The 17470-nt window shown below is 72.5% G+C and carries 17 protein-coding genes; 6 read left to right on the top strand and 11 right to left on the bottom strand.

The features are described 5' to 3' along the window. Positions 1 to 18 precede the first annotated feature (18 nt). Both rfbD and rfbB read right to left on the bottom strand, forming a co-directional pair. Positions 19 to 912 (bottom strand): dTDP-4-dehydrorhamnose reductase, encoded by an 894-nt coding sequence (gene rfbD / locus ABD223_RS40165; protein WP_344042977.1) that lies wholly within the window; start codon positions 910 to 912, stop codon positions 19 to 21. Continuing rightward, complete coding sequence (gene rfbB, locus ABD223_RS40160) at positions 912 to 1904, bottom strand: dTDP-glucose 4,6-dehydratase (RefSeq protein ID WP_344042975.1); 993 nt, start codon at positions 1902 to 1904, stop codon at positions 912 to 914. The genes rfbD and rfbB overlap by 1 nt, the downstream gene beginning before the upstream one ends. Before the next feature lie 171 nt (positions 1905 to 2075). On the opposite strand from rfbB, the gene ABD223_RS40155 reads away from it, so the two are divergent. From ABD223_RS40155 to ABD223_RS40145, 3 genes are all read left to right on the top strand, one after another. Next, on the top strand, positions 2076 to 3602 hold the full coding sequence (locus tag ABD223_RS40155) for an LCP family protein (protein ID WP_344042973.1): 1527 nt from the start codon (positions 2076 to 2078) through the stop codon (positions 3600 to 3602). A 91-nt stretch (positions 3603 to 3693) separates the two neighbouring features. Next, positions 3694 to 4893: an LCP family protein gene (locus tag ABD223_RS40150; RefSeq protein WP_344042971.1), complete on the top strand. Its 1200-nt coding sequence runs from the start codon at positions 3694 to 3696 to the stop codon at positions 4891 to 4893. A gap of 174 nt (positions 4894 to 5067) precedes the next feature. Then, complete coding sequence (locus tag ABD223_RS40145) at positions 5068 to 5763, top strand: TIGR03089 family protein (RefSeq protein ID WP_344042968.1); 696 nt, start codon at positions 5068 to 5070, stop codon at positions 5761 to 5763. Here the strand turns inward: ABD223_RS40145 and ABD223_RS40140 are convergent. Continuing rightward, positions 5760 to 6158, bottom strand: a complete 399-nt coding sequence (locus tag ABD223_RS40140) for a DoxX family protein (RefSeq protein ID WP_344042966.1) — start codon at positions 6156 to 6158, stop codon at positions 5760 to 5762. The two genes, ABD223_RS40145 and ABD223_RS40140, sit on opposite strands and share 4 nt — an antisense overlap. 193 nt (positions 6159 to 6351) lie before the next feature. Between ABD223_RS40140 and ABD223_RS40135 the strand changes: the two genes are divergently transcribed. Then, positions 6352 to 6945, top strand: a complete 594-nt coding sequence (locus tag ABD223_RS40135; RefSeq protein WP_344042964.1) for a hypothetical protein — start codon at positions 6352 to 6354, stop codon at positions 6943 to 6945. On the opposite strand, the gene ABD223_RS40130 is transcribed toward ABD223_RS40135, so the two are convergent. The 7 genes from ABD223_RS40130 to ABD223_RS40100 all read right to left on the bottom strand — a co-directional run bounded on the left by ABD223_RS40130 (position 6851) and on the right by ABD223_RS40100 (position 14704). Next, positions 6851 to 9271 (bottom strand): NACHT domain-containing protein, encoded by a 2421-nt coding sequence (locus ABD223_RS40130; protein ID WP_344042962.1) that lies wholly within the window; start codon positions 9269 to 9271, stop codon positions 6851 to 6853. The two genes, ABD223_RS40135 and ABD223_RS40130, sit on opposite strands and share 95 nt — an antisense overlap. Positions 9272 to 9430: 159 nt before the next feature. Then, positions 9431 to 10594: an acyl-CoA dehydrogenase family protein gene (locus tag ABD223_RS40125; protein ID WP_344042960.1), complete on the bottom strand. Its 1164-nt coding sequence runs from the start codon at positions 10592 to 10594 to the stop codon at positions 9431 to 9433. Positions 10595 to 10631: 37 nt separating this feature from the next. Then, the gene (purE, locus tag ABD223_RS40120) at positions 10632 to 11153 is read right to left on the bottom strand and encodes a 5-(carboxyamino)imidazole ribonucleotide mutase (RefSeq protein WP_344042958.1); all 522 of its coding nucleotides are present in this window, start codon (positions 11151 to 11153) and stop codon (positions 10632 to 10634) included. Next, positions 11150 to 12343, bottom strand: coding sequence for a 5-(carboxyamino)imidazole ribonucleotide synthase (locus ABD223_RS40115; protein ID WP_344042956.1), 1194 nt, complete (start codon positions 12341 to 12343; stop codon positions 11150 to 11152). Before ABD223_RS40115 ends, purE begins: the two co-directional genes overlap by 4 nt. Before the next feature lie 80 nt (positions 12344 to 12423). Then, positions 12424 to 13449, bottom strand: coding sequence for a hypothetical protein (locus ABD223_RS40110; protein ID WP_344042954.1), 1026 nt, complete (start codon positions 13447 to 13449; stop codon positions 12424 to 12426). Continuing rightward, positions 13446 to 14318: an ABC transporter ATP-binding protein gene (locus ABD223_RS40105; protein ID WP_344042952.1), complete on the bottom strand. Its 873-nt coding sequence runs from the start codon at positions 14316 to 14318 to the stop codon at positions 13446 to 13448. Before ABD223_RS40105 ends, ABD223_RS40110 begins: the two co-directional genes overlap by 4 nt. Continuing rightward, positions 14315 to 14704, bottom strand: a complete 390-nt coding sequence (locus ABD223_RS40100; RefSeq protein WP_344042950.1) for a GntR family transcriptional regulator — start codon at positions 14702 to 14704, stop codon at positions 14315 to 14317. The genes ABD223_RS40105 and ABD223_RS40100 overlap by 4 nt, the downstream gene beginning before the upstream one ends. Positions 14705 to 15016: 312 nt before the next feature. Here ABD223_RS40100 and ABD223_RS40095 point away from each other — a divergent pair, with 312 nt between their 5' ends. Continuing rightward, the gene (locus ABD223_RS40095; protein WP_344042948.1) at positions 15017 to 15496 is read left to right on the top strand and encodes a ricin-type beta-trefoil lectin domain protein; all 480 of its coding nucleotides are present in this window, start codon (positions 15017 to 15019) and stop codon (positions 15494 to 15496) included. Between the two features lie 147 nt (positions 15497 to 15643). Here ABD223_RS40095 and ABD223_RS40090 read toward each other — a convergent pair whose 3' ends face one another. Then, positions 15644 to 16450, bottom strand: a complete 807-nt coding sequence (locus tag ABD223_RS40090) for a GGDEF domain-containing protein (RefSeq protein WP_344042946.1) — start codon at positions 16448 to 16450, stop codon at positions 15644 to 15646. 149 nt (positions 16451 to 16599) lie between these two features. Between ABD223_RS40090 and ABD223_RS40085 the strand changes: the two genes are divergently transcribed. Next, a partial coding sequence (locus ABD223_RS40085) for a sigma-70 family RNA polymerase sigma factor (protein ID WP_344042944.1) occupies positions 16600 to 17470 on the top strand: 871 nt, incomplete at its 3' end.

The following is a 17470-nucleotide window of genomic DNA, read 5'->3' as shown; positions in this document are numbered from 1 at the left end:
AGCGCCACCGCGCGCGGTTCACGGCACCGCGCGCGACGCCACCGCCGCGGACAGCGCCTCCCGCCAGTGCCGCAGCGGCGGCAGGCCCGCCTCCTCCCACGCCTTCCCGGACAGCACCGAGTACGCGGGCCGGGGCGCGGGGCGGGGGAACTCGTCGGTCGTGCACGGCAGCACCCGCGCCGGGTCCAGGCCCAGCTCCTCGAACACCGCCCGCGCGAACCCGCACCACGTGGTCTCGCCGGCGTTGGTCGCGTGCAGCACCCGCGCGGCCGGGCCGCCGGTCGCGGCCAGCGACGCCAACGACACCAGCCCGCGCGCGAGGTCGAGCGACCACGTCGGCGAGCCGACCTGGTCGTCCACAACGGACAGTTGCTCGCGCGACCCGGCCAAGCGGGCCATGGTCTTCACGAAGTTCGACCCGTGCCGCCCGTACACCCACGCGGTCCGCACCACCCACGAGCGGTCCCACGCCGCGAGCACCCGCTCCTCGCCCGCGAGCTTCGTGCGCCCGTACGCCGACCGCGGCCCGGTCTCGTCGGAGGGCTCGTACGGCCGCACGCCGTCGCCCGGGAACACGTAGTCGGTCGACACGTGCAGCAGCGGCACGTCGTGCTCGGCGCACCGCCGCGCCAGCAGGCCGGGTCCCGTCGCGTTCACCGCGAACGCGCGGTCCTCGTCGGTCTCGGCGGCGTCCACGGCGGTGTACGCCGCCGCGTTCACCACCACCGGCCGCAGCCCGGCGTCGCGGGCCGCCGCGGCGAAGCCCGCCACCGCGTCGCCCACCGCGGCGTCGTCGGTCAGGTCCAGCTCCGCCGACGACGGCGCGCGCACGAGCCCGTCCGCCGGCGCGGCGGCCGCCAGGTCCTGCCCGAGCTGGCCCCGACCGCCGGGCACCAGGAGCGCGAGCGCCATCAGCCGGCCAGCGCCGCGCGCTGCTTGAGCGGCTCCCACCAGGACCGGTTCTCCCGGTACCACCGGACGGTGGCGGCGAGGCCCTCGGCGAAGTCGACCCGCGGCGCGTAGCCCAGCTCCGTGCCGATCTTGGTGATGTCCACCGAGTAGCGGCGGTCGTGGCCCTTGCGGTCCTGGACGGGCTCGACGAACGAGTCCCAGTCGCGGCCGGTGGCCGCCAGCAGCCGCTCGGTCAGCTCCCGGTTGGTCAGCTCGGTGCCGCCGCCGATGTTGTAGATCTCGCCGCCGCGACCGCCCTCAAGCACCAGCTGGATGCCGCGGCAGTGGTCGTCCACGTGCAGCCAGTCGCGGACGTTGAGGCCGTCGCCGTACAGCGGCACCTTCCGGCCGTCGACGAGGTTGGTCACGAACAGCGGGATGACCTTCTCCGGGAACTGGTACGGACCGTAGTTGTTCGAGCACCGCGTGACGCACACCGGCAGCCCGTGCGTGCGGTGGAACGAGCGGGCCAGCAGGTCGGACGAGGCCTTGGACGCCGAGTACGGCGAGTTGGGCTCCAGCAGGTGGTCCTCGGTCCACGAGCCCTCGTCGATGGTGCCGTAGACCTCGTCCGTCGAGACGTGCACGAACTTGGCCACCCCGGCCTCCAGCGCGGCCTGGAGCAGCACCTGGGTGCCCAGCACGTTGGTCAGCACGAAGTCCGCGGACCCGGCGATCGAGCGGTCCACATGGGACTCGGCGGCGAAGTGCACGACCACGTCCACCCCGCGCACGACGTCCACGACCAGCTCCCGGTCGCAGATGTCGCCCCGGACGAAGCGCAGCCGCGGGCTGCCCGCGACCGGCGCCAGGTTCGCCTCGTTGCCCGCGTAGGTGAGCTTGTCCAGCACCACCACCTCGGCGTCGGCGTAGGCCGGGTAAGAACCGCCCACCAACTCCCGCACGTAGTGCGAGCCGATGAACCCGGCCCCACCCGTTACCAGTACGCGCATGCTCGGTGCCTCCTAATGGCGGTACGCGTGACCAAGTCTGTCACGGTTCTTAACCGTGCAACCCACCGCGTTGTTACAGCGTCTCCCGTATACAGGCGAAAACAGGACGAGTTTCACCCGTCCGCGATTAACCTTGGCCCAGTGGCAAGGCACCCGGGGGAGGCAGGGCAAGTGGACGTGCGTCCGCCCAAGGCGGCCGGTGGATCGGCTGCTCTGCGTGTGCTCGTGCTCACCGGGCGTTCACTGCTGGCGCTCGTGTCGGCCGCTGTGCTCGTCGTCACGTGGTACGGCTGGTACCACCTCGGCGACATCGACGACGGCATGACGACGACCGACGTCATCTCCTCCTCGGTGGCCGAGCAGACCGAGGGCGTGACCCGCAAGCCCCTCGACGGCGCGGTGGACATCCTGCTGGTCGGCGTGGACAGCCGCACCGACGCGCAGGGCAACCCGCTGTCGGACGAGGTGTTGGCGCTGCTCAACGGCGGTGTGGCGGACGGCACGATGAACACCGACACGATGATCCTGGTGCACGTGCCCCAGGACGGCACGCGCGCGGTGGCCATCTCGTTCCCGCGCGACTCGCACGTGGAGATCGCCGACGGCTTCGGCAAGCACAAGCTGAACTCGGCGATGGCCAGGCAGCGCAACGACACCGCGCAGGAGCTGCGCGCACAGGGCGTGACCGACGAGGCACGCGTCGAACGCGAGTCGATGCAGGCGGGCCGCCGCACGCTGATCAAGACCATCGAGGGCCTGACCGGCGGCTCGGTCACCATCGACCGGTACGCCGAGGTCAACCTGGCCAGCTTCTACGAGGTGACGAAGGCCATCGGCGGCGTCGAGGTGTGCCTGAACGCCGACACCAGCGACCGGGACTCGGGCGCGGACTTCCGCGCGGGCAGGCAGACGATCTCCGGCGCGCAGGCGCTGTCGTTCGTCCGGCAGCGCGGCGGGTTGCCGGGCGGCGACCTCGACCGGATCGTGCGGCAGCAGGTGTTCATCGGCGCGCTGGCCCGGCAGGTGCTGTCCACGGGCACGCTGACCGACTTCGACAAGCTCGACCAGCTGGTGACCGCGGTGAAGAAGTCCGTGGTGCTCAGCGAGCGGTGGAACATCACCGAGTTCGCCGAGCAGATGCAGGGCCTGGTGTCGGGCAACATCCAGTTCCGCACGATCCCGGTGGGCCCGCCGACGGACACGTGGACCGACGGCAACGTGCTGCCGGTCGACCCGGCGCAGGTGCGCCAGTTCATCAAGGGCCTGGCGACCGAGCCGACGTCCTCGTCCGCGCCGACCACGACGGCGTCCGCGCCGCCGAACTCGGCGATCACCGTGAACGTGTTCAACGCGGCGGGCGTCGCCCGGTTGGCCGCCACCGTGCTGGACATCCTGGCGGAGCGGGGCTTCGACCGCGGCGCGGCCGAGACCGGCGCCTACGCGGAGACGTCCGTGGTGCGGCACGCGCCGGGCGAGCTGGCGAGCGCCGAAAAGGTGATCTCGGCCCTGGGCGGTAACGCCGAGGCCGTCGAGGACGACACCGTGCCACGGGGACAGGTCGAGGTGCACGTCGGCGCGGACTTCTCGCCACCGGGGCAGTCCGACCCGGCGGCCGCGGGGGGCACCGGGCCGACGGGCTCCTCCGCGCCGAGCCCCACCCCGCCGATCACCGCCGACGGCATGGTCTGCGTGAACTGAACCCACCTCGCGGCGAACCCGGGCGTCCGACCGGCCGGAGGTGGTTAGCCTGGTCGGACGGAGCCGAGGGTCGAGGGTGGGAGGAACGCCGGTGAAGGTCGCCGTGGTGATCTGGCGCACGGTGCTGGCGTTGCTGTCCGCGGTCGTGCTGGCGACGTCCGGGTACGGCTGGGCCGCGCTCCAGCGGGTCGAGGAGAGCGTCAACAAGACCGACGTGCTGACCGTGCTCCAGGACGAGGAGGGCGCGCCGCCCGTCGAGGACGGCGCCACCGACATCCTGGTGGTCGGCAGCGACAGCCGCACCGACGCGCAGGGCAGGCCCCTGCCCGCCGACGTGCTGCGCCGGCTGCGCACCGAGGCGACCGACACGCTCAACACGGACACGGTCATCGTGCTGCGGGTGCCCGAGAACGGCGGCCAGGCGCACGCCGTGTCCATCCCGCGCGACACCTGGGTCACCCTCCCCCAGCACGGCGAGGAGAAGATCAACGGCGCGTACGGGGTGACGAAGCTGCGCACCATGGAGCGGCTGGCGGCGGAGGGCGTGCCGCTGGACGAGCGGTCCCGGCAGGGCGACCAGGCCGGTCGGCGGGCGCTGGTGCAGGTGGTGCAGGACCTGACCGGGGTCCGGGTCGACCACTACGCGGAGGTCAACCTCTACGGGTTCTACCTGCTCACCGAGGTCATCGGCGGCGTGGACGTGTGCCTCAAGGCGGCCACCTCGGACCCGGACTCGGGCGCGGACTTCCGCGCGGGCGTGCAGACGATCTCGGGCGGCGACGCCCTGTCGTTCGTGCGGCAGCGCAAGAACATCCCGAACGGCGACCTCGGCCGGATCACGCGGCAGCAGGTGTTCATGTCGGCGGCCATGTCGAAGCTGCTGTCGGCGGGCACCCTGGCCGACCCGGCGCGCCTGTCGGGGCTGCTGGACGCGGTGAACAAGTCGGTCGTGGTGGACGAGGGGTTCGACCTGGCCACGTTCGCGGGTCAGGCGAGGGGGCTGGCGGGCGGGAACGTGGAGTTCGCGACGATCCCGGTGACGGGCGTCGGGGTCCGCAACGAGCGTGGCCAGAGCATCGTGACCGTGGACCGGGCGCAGGTGAAGGCGTTCGTGGCGCAGGTGCTGGGCGAGAAGACGACCACGCGCACCCCGGCGCCGACCACGACGCCGGTCCCGACGACCACGGAGCCGGCTGCTCCGACCACGACCCAGGGCTTCGGCGGCGGGAAGCGGGTGTCGCTGGACGGGCGGGCGCGAACGGCGCTCCAGGGACCGCCCTGCGTGGACTAGCCCCGCCTGGCCCGGGGCGTCGAGCGGAGCAGGGCCCCTGCTCCAACCAGCCCCGGCCCGGCCCGGCCAGACCCCGCCCCGCTCCCACCCCGGCCGGTCCTCCGCTCCGCCGCCCCCTCCCCTCCGTCCAGGGTCCTGCGAGCCCGGAGCCGGCCGGCATGGCACGCTTGATCCATGACCGTCACGGATGCCCTGTTCGCGCCCCTGTTCGCGGCGAACCCCGGCCGTCCCCTGATCACCCACTACGACGACGCCGCGGGCACGCGGGTGGAGCTGTCCCGGGCGACCGTGCGGAACTGGGCGGCCAAGACGGCGAACTGGCTGCGCGACGAGCACGACGTCGAGCCGGGCGACCCGGTGGCGGTGCTGCTGCCCGCGCACTGGCAGACGGCGGGCGTGCTGCTGGGCGCGTGGTGGTGCGGCGCGGCGGTGACCGACGACCCGGCGGGCGCGAAGGTGGCCCTGGTGCCGCCCGGCGGCGCCGCGCCCGGCGCCGAGGTGACGGCGGTGGTGTCGCTGCACCCGATGGGGCTGGGCAGCGGCGCGCCGGTGGACTACAACGACGACATCCGGGTGTTCGGCGACGACTTCGCGCCGTGGGAGCCGGTGGCCGGCTCGACGCCCGCGCTCCTCAAGTCCACTGTGGACGAAGTGGTCTCGGAAGCCCACCACCGCGCGGAGACGCTGGGCATCACGACCACCTCGCGCGTGCTGTCCACTGTGGAATGGTCCATGCCGGACGGTCTGCTCGGCGGCTTCCTCGCCGTGCTGGCGGGCGGCGGTTCGCTGGTGCAGTGCAGCAACGCCGCACCGGACCTGCTCTCCGCGCGCCGCACCGCCGAGCAGACCACCCTGGACCTCGTGGGCTAGGCGGGCTGCTTCGCCCGCACCAGCCGGGCGACCGAGAGGTTGCCCGGGTTGAACCCCAGCGCCAGCGAGGCCACCGCGAGCACGAGCACGTACTCGTAGCCGCCCTGGCCGAGCAGGCCGTTGGGCAGGTGCACGATGACCAGCGCGCCGAGCATGGCGAACGCGAGCAGCGCGCCCACGACCGGCGTGGCGACGCCGAGGATCAGCAGCGCGCCGCCGCCCAGTTCGACGAGCGCGGTGAACCAGGCGGACAGCGTCGGCAGCGGCACGCCCATGGCCTCGAAACCGGCCGCCGTGCCGTCCATCCCGGACTGGACGAGCTTCTGCCAGCCGTGCGCGATGAACACCACGCCGAGCCCGATCCGCCCGATGAGCGCGGCCACGTCCTTGATCATTGACGACTCCCCTTCGTGGTCAACCGACCCTCGCAAGCTATATGAACTTTCAACGACCACACCGGTCCGGACAGCAACTCGACAGCCACCCCACAGGCACCTGACAGACCGGGCGAACCCGACCGGGCACGATGCCGCCCCGCCTGACGAATCCCTGTCGACCCCACCCCGACCGGCCCGGCATCATCCGTCCGTGAACTACGTGCTGCTGGGCTACCGGGTGATGCCGCCCTGGGAACCGGGGTCCGACCTCCCGTCCCGAGTGGTGACGTGCAGCGACCACCTGGTGAACGCCCAACCGGACGACGACGCCTGGTTCACCACCCCCGTGCCCGCCACCCACCTGCTCGCCGTGGGCGTGGCGGAGGCCGACTTCGACGCACCCCTGCTGTCCCGCCTGACCGAGCACCCGGACCGCCTGCTCCTGACCGGGCGCACCCCCTGGCCGCCCGCCATCCGCCCGCTGGGCCACGAGGTGATCGGCGTGGAGGACGTGGGCTTCCACAGCCTGCTCTGCTACGAGGGCGTGGTGACGAACCTGGCGACCGCCGGCGCCCACCTCAACCAGCACGGGTTGATCAGCCGGCACGAGGACGCGAGGCGTGCCGCGGACGCCGCCGGCGAGGCGTGGGACGTGCCGGACCTGCCGTGGCTACCGGTCGTCCTGGGCCGGCCGGACAGCGCCAACCGGCCTAACGGGAGATCCGGTCCGCCGCGTCCAGCGTTCGCAGCGTCGACTCGACCCGCCGTCGGTCGTCGTCGTCCAGTCGGCGGTGCGTGGCCTTGAACACCGACACGAGCAGGGTCGCGGAGAGTTCCCGGTCCGAGTTCACCACGGCATGCCTCAGCGCGGCCTCGATCCGCCATTGGGGGTCCACGAACTGGTCCTTGGCCATGTCCACCAAGCACCTCAGTGCCACGCGTCGCCTCGTCGACAGCAGGAAATCCGCCGCGTCCATCCGAAGGCCGGGGGAATTGGCCCGGTTGTCCGCCGCCGCGATGACCGCCCTGAGCAGCCGTCCGTGCACCGGCGGGTTGTCGACGGCCGTTCGCACCAGTTCGAGCAGTGCCTCGAGGGTCTCGGCGTGGGCGGCGACGGTGTCCCTGAACATCGCCACGGCGAGTCGGTGCCCGGCCGGATCACCGGTCCTGACCAGGCAGACCAGCGCCTTCGCTCGAACCTGTGGCGAATTCCCCGGGCGCCAGAGCAATTCGTGCAACGCCGAGTGGGCAGCCGTCAAGTCGACTGCCACCAAGCCGTCCACCACGTGGAGGTGGTCCTCAGGAAGGTGCTTTTCTCCCAGCATGGCCTGGAGGAGCGGCAAGCCCTCCTCTTCCAGGGCGAGCGCTGCCCGAACCCGATCGGGGATGTTCCGGTGCCCGGTGGAGGCGAACCGGCGCAACGTCGCTTTCCCGTGTTGATCGCCGTGCCGCCACAGCAGGGTCGCGGCGGCGCAGCGATCGCGGAACAGCGCGTTCCGATCATTGGCCAACTTCCGCAACGAGTCAGTCATGTGCCGACGCAGCCGGTCCCCGATGTCGACCCCGTCAGCCGCCAGGTCGGTGAACAGCCTGATCCCGGCCAGGGTGTCCCGACCACCCCGGCGGGCCACCCTGGCAAGCCCCGGCCTCGTCAACGGGAACCCGTTGGCCAACCACGCCGCCAGCAGGAACCGGATGTAGGAGTTGTTGTTCCACTCGGTCCGCGCGCTGTGCCGCGAACGCACGGAACTTTCAACGGGATTGCGGTTGTGCGTGAGGCCGAACAGTTCGACGTGGGTCCGCAGGCTCCTCCGCCGGCTGGTCGCCACGTGTTCGGCGGCCAGGAACTCGGTCATGGTCTGGTGGATGAACTTCAGGTCGTCCCGGTGGGCCGCGAACAGGCCCGTCGACAACATCACGTCGTACACCAGGTCGCGCCACCGGTTTTCCGGGAGGTCCTGAGGTCGCGCCGCGGAGGTGGACTGTGCCAGCAGGTCGACGGTGGCTGCCGTTTCCCCCTCCTGCCTCAGCTTCGCGATCGCCCGGGCGATCCTCATGTGGGCTTCCCGCAGTCGTATGACGGAATCGGCGTGCTGCGCGGGAGGCGTGCTCGACAGGACCCGGCTGTAGAGCAGTTCGGTGAAGCGCTGGTACACCTCACGCCTGGTGGTGGGCAGTTTCGCGTCCGGTCTGGCGGCGAACAACTGGCACAGCATGGTCGCCATCAGCGGAGTGGTGGCGAGCGTGCCCAGGCTCATCCGCTCCACCGACGTGGTGAACCTGGCCGCCAAGCCCTGCGGGTCGGGCAGGTCCAGCGCCTCGAACCACGCTTTGGCGAACACGGGGAGTTGGTGCTGCCGGAACTCCTGCAACCTGAAGCTCGTCCGCTCCCACTGCCGGACCTGGCGCTCGTCGACTTCCAACATGGGACGGGTGGCCACCAGCAAGCGGTGCGTGTCATGGTGGTCGTGGGCGATCCTGGAGAGTTGCCGCAGCATCCGGCCGCGGTTCTCGACACCGGAGACCTCGTCCAAGCCGTCGACCATGACCAGCCAACGCCCACCCCTGATCGGTGGCTCGCGGAAGAACCCGGCCGACCACCCGCGCATGGCTCCGGCACCGAAATCCGCGCGGATCGCCGCCGCGAGGCTCTCCGCGAAGGGGCGGTCGGGCAGCAGGTCGGTGGCCAGGATTCGAACGGGCACCTGAGCGTCCTCCGCGCCGGCGGCCAGCGACTGGACCAACTTGACCACGCCCATGCGGAGCAGGCTCGACTTGCCCGCGCCCGGTCCGCCGCTGACCACGCAGTCGTCCTCACGGCGGAAGACCAGTTCCGCGGGGATGCCGGCCGACAACTCGTCGGTGGCCTGTTGCTCCAGGTAGACCTCCGAGAGCGGAGGCGGCTGGGTTTGCGGCAGCACACCGGGGTAGGGGTGCTCCACGGCCAGGCGGAGGGCTGCGACGAGGTAATCGGTCAGGCGCTGCTCGGGTGACTCCCACCCCTCCTCGCGGAGTCGGGCGCGTTCCAGGTCACTCGGCTCCACGCGCAGGTGGTGGTGCAGCACCACATCTCCGTGGATCACCCCGGCCTGGAACAGGTTCCCGTGAACCGGCCCCGCGTTGTTGGTCATCTCGAACAACTGTCGCCGCTCCAGCGTGGTGGTAACGGGAACGCCGTGGAACGGACACTGTAGCTCCGGGCCGCGATGCTGTCAGCGTCCGACCAGGTAGGCCGAGGCGGCCTGATCATGGAGACCAGGCACCTCCAGGCCGCGACGGAACCAGGTGATCTAGCGGTTGAGCAGCGCCCGCGACATCACGACCCGCTGCACCTGGTTCGTGCCCTCATAAATCTGCGTGATCTTCGCGTCACGCATCATGCGCTCCACCGGGAAGTCCCGCGTGTACCCGGCCCCGCCGAACAGCTGCACCGCGTTCGTCGTCACCTCCATGGCCACGTCGGACGCGAAGCACTTGGCCGCCGCGGTGATGAAGCCCAGGTTCGGCTCACCCCGTTCCGCCCGCGCCGCCGCCACGTAGACCATGTGGCGGGCCGCCTCGACCTTCATCGCCATGTCCGCCAGCATGAACTGCACGCCCTGGAAATCGGCGATCGCGCGGCCGAACTGCTTGCGGTCCCCGGTGTAGGCGACGGCCTGGTCCAGGGCGCCCTGGGCGATGCCCACGGCCTGCGCGCCGATGGTCGGCCGGGTGTGGTCCAGGGTGCGCAGGGCGGTCTTCAGGCCGGTGCCGGGCTCGCCGATGACCCGGTCCGCCGGGATGGTGCAGTCCTCGAAGTGGATCTCGCGGGTCGGGGAGCCCTTGATGCCGAGCTTGCGCTCCTTCGACCCGACCACGAAGCCCGGGTCGTCCTTGTGCACCACGAACGCCGAGATGCCCTGCGACTTCTTCGGCGCGTCCGGGTCCGACACCGCCATCACCGTGTACCAGGTCGATTCACCCGCGTTGGTGATCCAGCTCTTGCTGCCGTTGAGCACCCAGTGGTCGCCGTCGAGGCGGGCCCTGGCGCGCATGGACGCCGTGTCGGAGCCGGCCTCCCGCTCGGACAGCGCGTAGGACGCCATGGCGTCGCCCGTCGCGATGGACGGCAGCACCTGGCGCTTCAGCTCCTCGGACGCCGCCAGCAGGATCGGCATGGTGCCGAGCTTGTTCACCGCCGGGATCAGGGAGGACGACGCGCAGACGCGCGCCACCTCCTCGATCACGATGCACGTGGCGACCGAGTCGGCGCCTTGGCCGTCGTAGGCGTCCGGGATGTGCACTGCCGAGAAACCCGATTTGACCAGCGCGTTCAACGCCTCGGACGGGAAGCGCTCCTGCTCGTCCACGTCCGCCGCGTGCGGCGCGATCTCCTTCTCGGCCAGCGAGCGGACCGCCGACCGCAGCTCCTCGTGCTCCTCGGCGAGCTTGTAGGTACCGAAGCTCGGGTCCACGTTAAGTTACCTCCCGGTAGGGCGTACTACCAGGATGTTAGCGCGCGTTCACGCCCCTGTCCGCTGTGCTGTCGGCAACAGCCCTGAGCGCCGCGTCCTTCTCCAGCACCAGGTCGGCCAGGTCGGCCTGGAACCGCGCCATCTTCTCCGCCAGGACCTGGTCGGACGCCGCCAGCACGCGCACCGCCAGCAGGCCCGCGTTGCGCGCGCCGCCGACCGACACGGTGGCCACCGGCACACCCGCCGGCATCTGGACGATCGACAGCAGCGAGTCCATCCCGTCGAGGTACTTGAGCGGCACCGGCACGCCGATCACCGGCAGCACCGTGGCCGACGCCACCATGCCCGGCAGGTGCGCCGCGCCGCCCGCGCCGGCGATGATCACCTTCAGCCCGCGGGACGCCGCCGACGCCGCGTAGTCCAGCATCCGCTGCGGCGTGCGGTGCGCCGAGTACACGCCGACCTCGTACGGCACGCCGAACTCGGCCAGCGCCTCGGCGGCGGCGCCCATCACCGGCCAGTCCGAGTCGCTGCCCATGATCACGCCGACCTGTGTCACCGCTGCCCCCCGTGGATGTCGTACCCGTCCAGCCACACGCCGTCGGACAGCCAGTGCGCGGCGAGCCCCGCTCGCTCGCGCACCTCGTCCATCCGCTCACCGAGCACGGTCACGTGGCCGATCTTGCGCCCCGGTCGCTCCGCCTTGCCGTACAGGTGCACGTGCGCGTCGGGGAACCGGGCGAACAGGTGGTGGAGCCGCTCGTCGGGCCCCATCTCCGGCGGCGACGACGCGCCGAGCACGTTGGCCATCACCACGGCGGGCGCGGCGAGGTCCGTCGCGCCGAGCGGGTAGTCGAGCACGGCGCGCAGGTGCTGCTCGAACTGCGAGGTCCGCGCGCCCTCGATGGTCCAGTGGCCGGAGTTGTGCGGCCGCATCGCCAGCTCGTTGACCACGAGCCCGTCGTCGGTCTCGAACAGCTCCACGGCCAGCAGCCCGACCACGTCCAGCTCCGCGGCCACGGTCAGCGCCAGCTCCTGGGCCCGCTCGGTCAGCTCGCCCGCGCCCGGGGCGGGCGCCAGCACCTCGACGCAGATGCCGTCCCGCTGCACGGTCTCCACCAGCGGCCACGCCGCGCCCTGCCCGAACGGCGAGCGCGCGACCAGCGCGGCCAGCTCGCGGCGCATCGGCACGCACTGCTCGACCATCAGCGGCGTGCCGGCCTCCAGCAGCTCGGGCACCACGCGCTGCGCGCTCTGCGGCGTGTTCAGCATCCACACGCCGCGGCCGTCGTAGCCGCCGCGCACCGCCTTGAGCACGCACGGCCACCCGTGCTCAGCCCCGAACCGCAGCACGTCGCCCGCCTCGCGCACCTCGGCGAACGGCGGCACCGGCAGGCCCAGCCCGGCCAGCCGCACGCGCATGACCAGCTTGTCCTGCGCGTGCACCAGCGCGTCCGGCCCGGGGAGGACCTTGACGCCCTCGGCGGCCAGGGCCCGCAGGTGCTCCTGGGGCACGTGCTCGTGGTCGAACGTGACGACGTCGCAGGACTTGGCGAACCCGCGCAGGGCCTCCAGGTCGGTGTGCCCGCCCAGCTCCACGTCGCGGGCGACGAGCGCGGCGGGGTCGGAGTCCGACTCGGCGAGCACGCGCAGCGACTGGCCGAGCGGGATGGCGGCCTGGTGCGTCATGCGCGCCAACTGGCCGCCGCCGATCATGCCGACGACGGGAAGACGGGTACGTGAGTCCACGGTTCGGTGATCCTACCTGCACAAACAGGAGGTCCCGCACACACCCGGGGCGCGCGGGACCTCCTGCCGGCGACGAGCCGTCAGACGCGGTGCGTCCGCTTGACCCACCAGAAGGTCAGCGCGAACAGGCCGGCCGCGAACGCGGTGAAGATGCCCAGCTCGACGAGCTGGAACGACAGCACGCGGTCCACGGGCTGGTAGTCGACGAAGGTCTGCCTCACCCCCTGGTCGAACAGGCACCGCCCGTACCCGTCCGCCTCGTCGGCCGTCGAGAGGCAGGAGGTGTCGGTGACCGCGTCCATCTCGGCGCCCGCCGCGTCCAGGTACCCGACGTCCACCATCAGCGCGTCCCGGGCCGGCCAGGCGATGTTCCGCCCGTTCTCCGGCAGCGGGTCGTACGGCGCCACGCTGCGCAGCGGCGAGGCGTAGTACGGCCGCCACACGCTCGCGACCAGGCCCCGGACCAGGAAGAACACGACGAGCGCGAGCCCCATGGACAGCACCGTGCGGCGGGTGAGCGCGCTGAGCGCGAGGCCGAGCGCGAACCCGAACAGGGCGTAGCCGACCTGCACGTGCGGCACGACCTCGAACGCGTCGCTGTGGAACGGCAGGAACTCCGATCCCCCGTCCGTGTGCCGGTTCACGCTGTTCATCAGCACGACCACGGCCGCGCCGAAGCCCGCCGACAGGGCCGCGCCCGCCGCGCCGAGCAGCACGACCTTGCCCGCCAGCCAGCGGGCCGGGCTGAGGTCCTGGGTCCACACGACCAGGTGCGTGCGCTGCTCGTACTCGCGCGACAGCAGCGGCGCGGCCCAGAACACGGCGATCAGGAAGCCCGCGAGGACCGGCGCCACGGCCAGCGCCTGAGCCACCGTGAGGTAGCCGTACTCGTCGAACAGCAGCGTGTGCTCGACGTGGCCGGTGGCGTCGACGTGCCACGCCACGCCCAGCGCCAGCGCCGAGAGGCCGGCGGCGATCGCGGCCGTGCCGCCGACGGTCCAGCGGTGCTGCCGCCAGGTCAGCCAGAGCAGGTCGCCCCAGCCGACGCGGGCGCGGGTGGCCGCCGGGGCGGCGGTGGTCGCGGTCGTGGTGGTGGCGGCGGTCATGCCCCGAACCCCTTCCGGGTGGCCGCGAGCTGCGCGAGCACGTAGTCCTCCAAGGTCACCGGCCGTTCGCGCCACTGACCCGCGACGACCGGGCGGGGGTGGCCCTCGGGCAGCTCGACCAGGAACGTCGACTGGTTGCCCCGGTGCCGCGCCTCGACGACCTCGCCCAGCGCGGGCGGCACGTCCGAGCGCGGGCCGGTGTAGCTGACGTGGCGGGCGAGCAGGTCGTCCAGGTCACCGCCCGCCAGCAGCCTGCCGTGCGCGAGCAGCAGCAGGTGGTCCGCCACGCCGCCCAGCTCGGCCACCACGTGGGTGGACAGCAGCACGGTCATGCCGGTCTCGTCGACCTCGGTCAGCAGCTCGGCGGTGACCTCGCGGCGGGCCAGCGGGTCGAGGTTGGCCAGCGGCTCGTCGAGCATCAGCACGTCCGGCCGGGACCCGACGGCCAGCGCGAACGCCACCTGCGCCTGCTGGCCGCCGGACAGCTTGCCGCACGCCCGGTCCAGCGGCACCTCGAAGCGCTCCAGCCAGCGGCGGGCGCGCGGCTCGTCCCACACCACGTTGAGCCGCGCGCCCAGGCGCAGCACGTCGGCGGCGGTGAAGTTCCGGTAGACGGGCTTGTCCTGGGACACGAACGCCACGCGGCCGTCCGCGACCACCGCGCCCTCGTCGGGCCGGAGCAGGCCCGCCAGGACCGTCATCAGCGTCGTCTTGCCCGCGCCGTTCGCGCCGACGAGCGCCGCCACCCGACCCCTGGGCAGCTCGAACTCGCACCCGCGCAGCGCCCACCTGTCCTTGTAGCGCTTGCCCAGTCCCCGCGCGCGCACCGCGACCGCGGTGGTGTCGACCGGCTCGACCACGGTCGTCATGCGACCGCCACCCCTTCTCCGTTGGCCAGCACCGAACGCACGAGGGCGTCGATGTCCTCGGTGTCCAACCCCGCTTCGCGCGCCTCCCGCACCCACACGGCCAGGCGCGCCCGCAGCGCGGCCATCACCTCGGGCGACGTCGACCCGAGGCCCGCCTTCACGAACGTGCCCGACCCCTGGCGGGCCTCGACCAGTCCGGACATCTCCAGCTCCCGGTACGCCTTGAGCACGGTGTTCGCGTTCACCCCGCTGGACGCGACGACGTCGCGCACGGTCGGCAGCCGGTCGCCGGGTCTCAACCAGCCGAGGCGCAGCGCCTCGCGGACCTGGCGCACCAGCTGGAGGTACGCGGGGAGGCCGCTGGCACGTTCGACGTGGAACTCCACCCGACGCCTCCTAGATTGTTCTACTCAACTAAGACACTAGAAGACCACCACACCGGGACTGGTGTCAAACGCCCGGGGATCATCGGGCCACGACCGGGCGGCGCCGCGAGACCCGACCCGGGTCCTCCCCGGATCGGGTGGGATTTTCCGCCGATGGGGTGTCGCCGGCCCACCACCTCCGTGACCGTCGCGACGCCGGCCCCGACCAGGTCGTGTCATGTGCCGACACCATGGTCTTCCCGCCGCTCATGCCCCCTGTCCGGCGCTTTTACTCGACGGTGCGCACGTATCCACAGACCAGGAGGAAAGCGGATGAAGTTCGGACGGGTTCTCGCCACCGCCGCCGTGGCCGCCTCGGCGCTGCTCACCGCGCCGACCGCCAACGCCACCGGGCCCGACACGCAGCAGGACGAGTGGGTGGTCCAGAGCGACACCCGGAAGGACGACGTGTGGGACCAGACGAACTGGGCGTGGGACCCCGAGTACCCGGTCATCCCCCACGCGTACCACGGGCAGAACAACCAGAAGTGGCACATCTCCGATGACAACACGATCAAGAGCAAGGCGTACGGCTGGTGCGTGACCTCGGTCAACGGCCGACTGGCCGGCCGTGACTGCGTCGGCTCCCCTGAGCAGCGGTGGGTGGGCAGCTCCTACGACGGCTACCGCACCTGGCTGTTCGAGCTGAAGGGCACCGGCAGCTGCGCCACGCACAACGGCGTCCACAAGGAACTGGTCCTCGCGCCGTGCGAGGCCGGTCGGGCCGACCAGCGCTGGATCATCCGCAAGTAGCGGCCGGGTGCGCGTCGGCCGGGTGCGCCCCGGCCGGCGCGCGGGTCGCCGGCCCGTGCCCGGTGGGGACCGGGGCGGGCGCCGGACAGGAGTTCAACGCCGGGCAGGAGTTCGGCGCCGGGCAGGAGTTCAACGCCGGGCAGGAGTTCAGCGCCCGAGCCCGGTGATCAGCGCGACCGCCTCCTCCCAGGTGGGGGGCAGCTCCTCCACCCGGATCCGCACCGGGCCGGTCGGCGCCACGTGCGGGTCGACGGCCAGCCGGTCGGCGGCGAGCACGCGCAGGTTGCCCACCGCCAGGTCCAGCGCCTCGTCGCGCCGCAGCAGCACGCACGCCGTGGCCGGGCCCACCGACGCCACGGTCTGGCCCGCGTCGAACACCTCCCGCAGCGCGTCCGCGAGCAACGTCATCGCCACCACGCGGGACCAGCCGCTCACCCGGCTCAGGTCCAGCGCCGCCAGCACCAGCGCGTGACCGCGGCGACCGGTCACGCGCTCCTCCGCGTACACCTCGCGCAGCCTGGTGCGCAGGTAGGCGGAGGTGGCCAGGCCGGTGAGCGGGTTGTCCGCCGCGCACTCGGCCGCCTGCGCGCTCACCACGTCGCCCCAGCCGAGGGCGGTGGCCCGGAGCATCCGCGCGGGCACCGCGTCCACGTCCGGGGACACCATCCCGTCCGACCCGGTCGGCCCGGTGAGCACCGCGTGCAGCGCCGCCAGGTCCAGCAGCGTCTCGGCCAGCCCGGCCCCGGACTCCGCCCGCGCGCCGCCCAGCCGGTACAGCGCGCCGCTCGGGTCCGGCGCGCCCAGCACCGCCGCGCAGACCTCGTCGACCTCGCGCACCGGCCAGTCGGCGGGGAAGGCCCAGCCCGCGGCCATGGCCGCGGTCCGCCACCTCGACCGCAGGACGCGTGCCCCGTCCGCGCCGAACCGCCGTGCCACCGCTACCCGAACACCCACCCGGACGCCTCCTCGATGTCGGTCTGCCTTGTACGAGACTTCGCGACGGGTCATCCATGACGGCATTTCCAGGACACGATTGAGGGTCTTCCCGTGACGGTGCGCGACCCGGTGCGCCAAACTGGCCCACGCGCGAGGAGGGGAAACACGTGGCGACCGTTCCTGCCGACGTCCAGGGACCCGGTGACGCGGAGCTGATCGAGTCCGTGCGCGCCGGGTCGACCGACGCCTACGGGCAGCTCTACGAACGGCACGTGAGCGCGGCGTACAACCTGGCCCGCCAGCTGGCCAGGTCCTCGGCCGAGGCCGACGACCTGGTCTCGGACGCCTTCGCCAAAGTCCTGGACACGCTGCGCGCGGGCCGCGGCCCGGACACCGCGTTCCGCGCCTACCTGCTCACCGCGCTGCGCCACACGGCCTACGACAAGACCCGCCGGGACCGCAAGCTCGAACTGGCCGACGACGTGGCCGAGGTCGCGCCCGAGGCGACCTCCGTGCCGTTCGCCGACACCGCCGTGGCGGGCCTGGAGCGGTCGCTGGCCGCGCGGGCGTTCGCCCGGCTGCCCGAGCGCTGGCAGACCGTGCTCTGGCACACCGAGATCGAGGGCCAGTCGCCCGCCGAGGTCGCGCCGGTGCTCGGGCTGACCGCCAACGGCGTGTCCGCGCTCGCCTACCGCGCCCGCGAGGGCCTCAAGCAGGCCTACCTCCAGGTCCACCTGGCCGAGACGCGGGCCGAGCGCTGCCGCGCCACCGTGGACCGGCTGGGCGCGTGGACCCGCGGCGGCCTGTCCAAGCGGGAGACCGCCCAGGTCGAGGCGCACCTCGACGAGTGCGTCGACTGCCGCGCGCTGGCCGCCGAGCTGGCCGACGTCAACGGCGCGCTGCGCGGGATCATCGCGCCGATGGTGCTGGGCCTGGGCGCCACCGGCCACCTCGCCGCCGCCGCGGGCGGCGCCAAGGCCGCCGCGGCCGGCGCGGGCGCGGGCGGCGGCGCGGGCGCGGCGACCGGCGGCTCGACCG

It is taken from the genome of Saccharothrix xinjiangensis, from assembly GCF_039527585.1.
Lineage (GTDB): Bacteria > Actinomycetota > Actinomycetes > Mycobacteriales > Pseudonocardiaceae > Actinosynnema > Actinosynnema xinjiangensis.
Note: the sequence above shows the minus strand (reverse complement) of the source record. Positions and strands in the feature narration are given on the sequence as shown.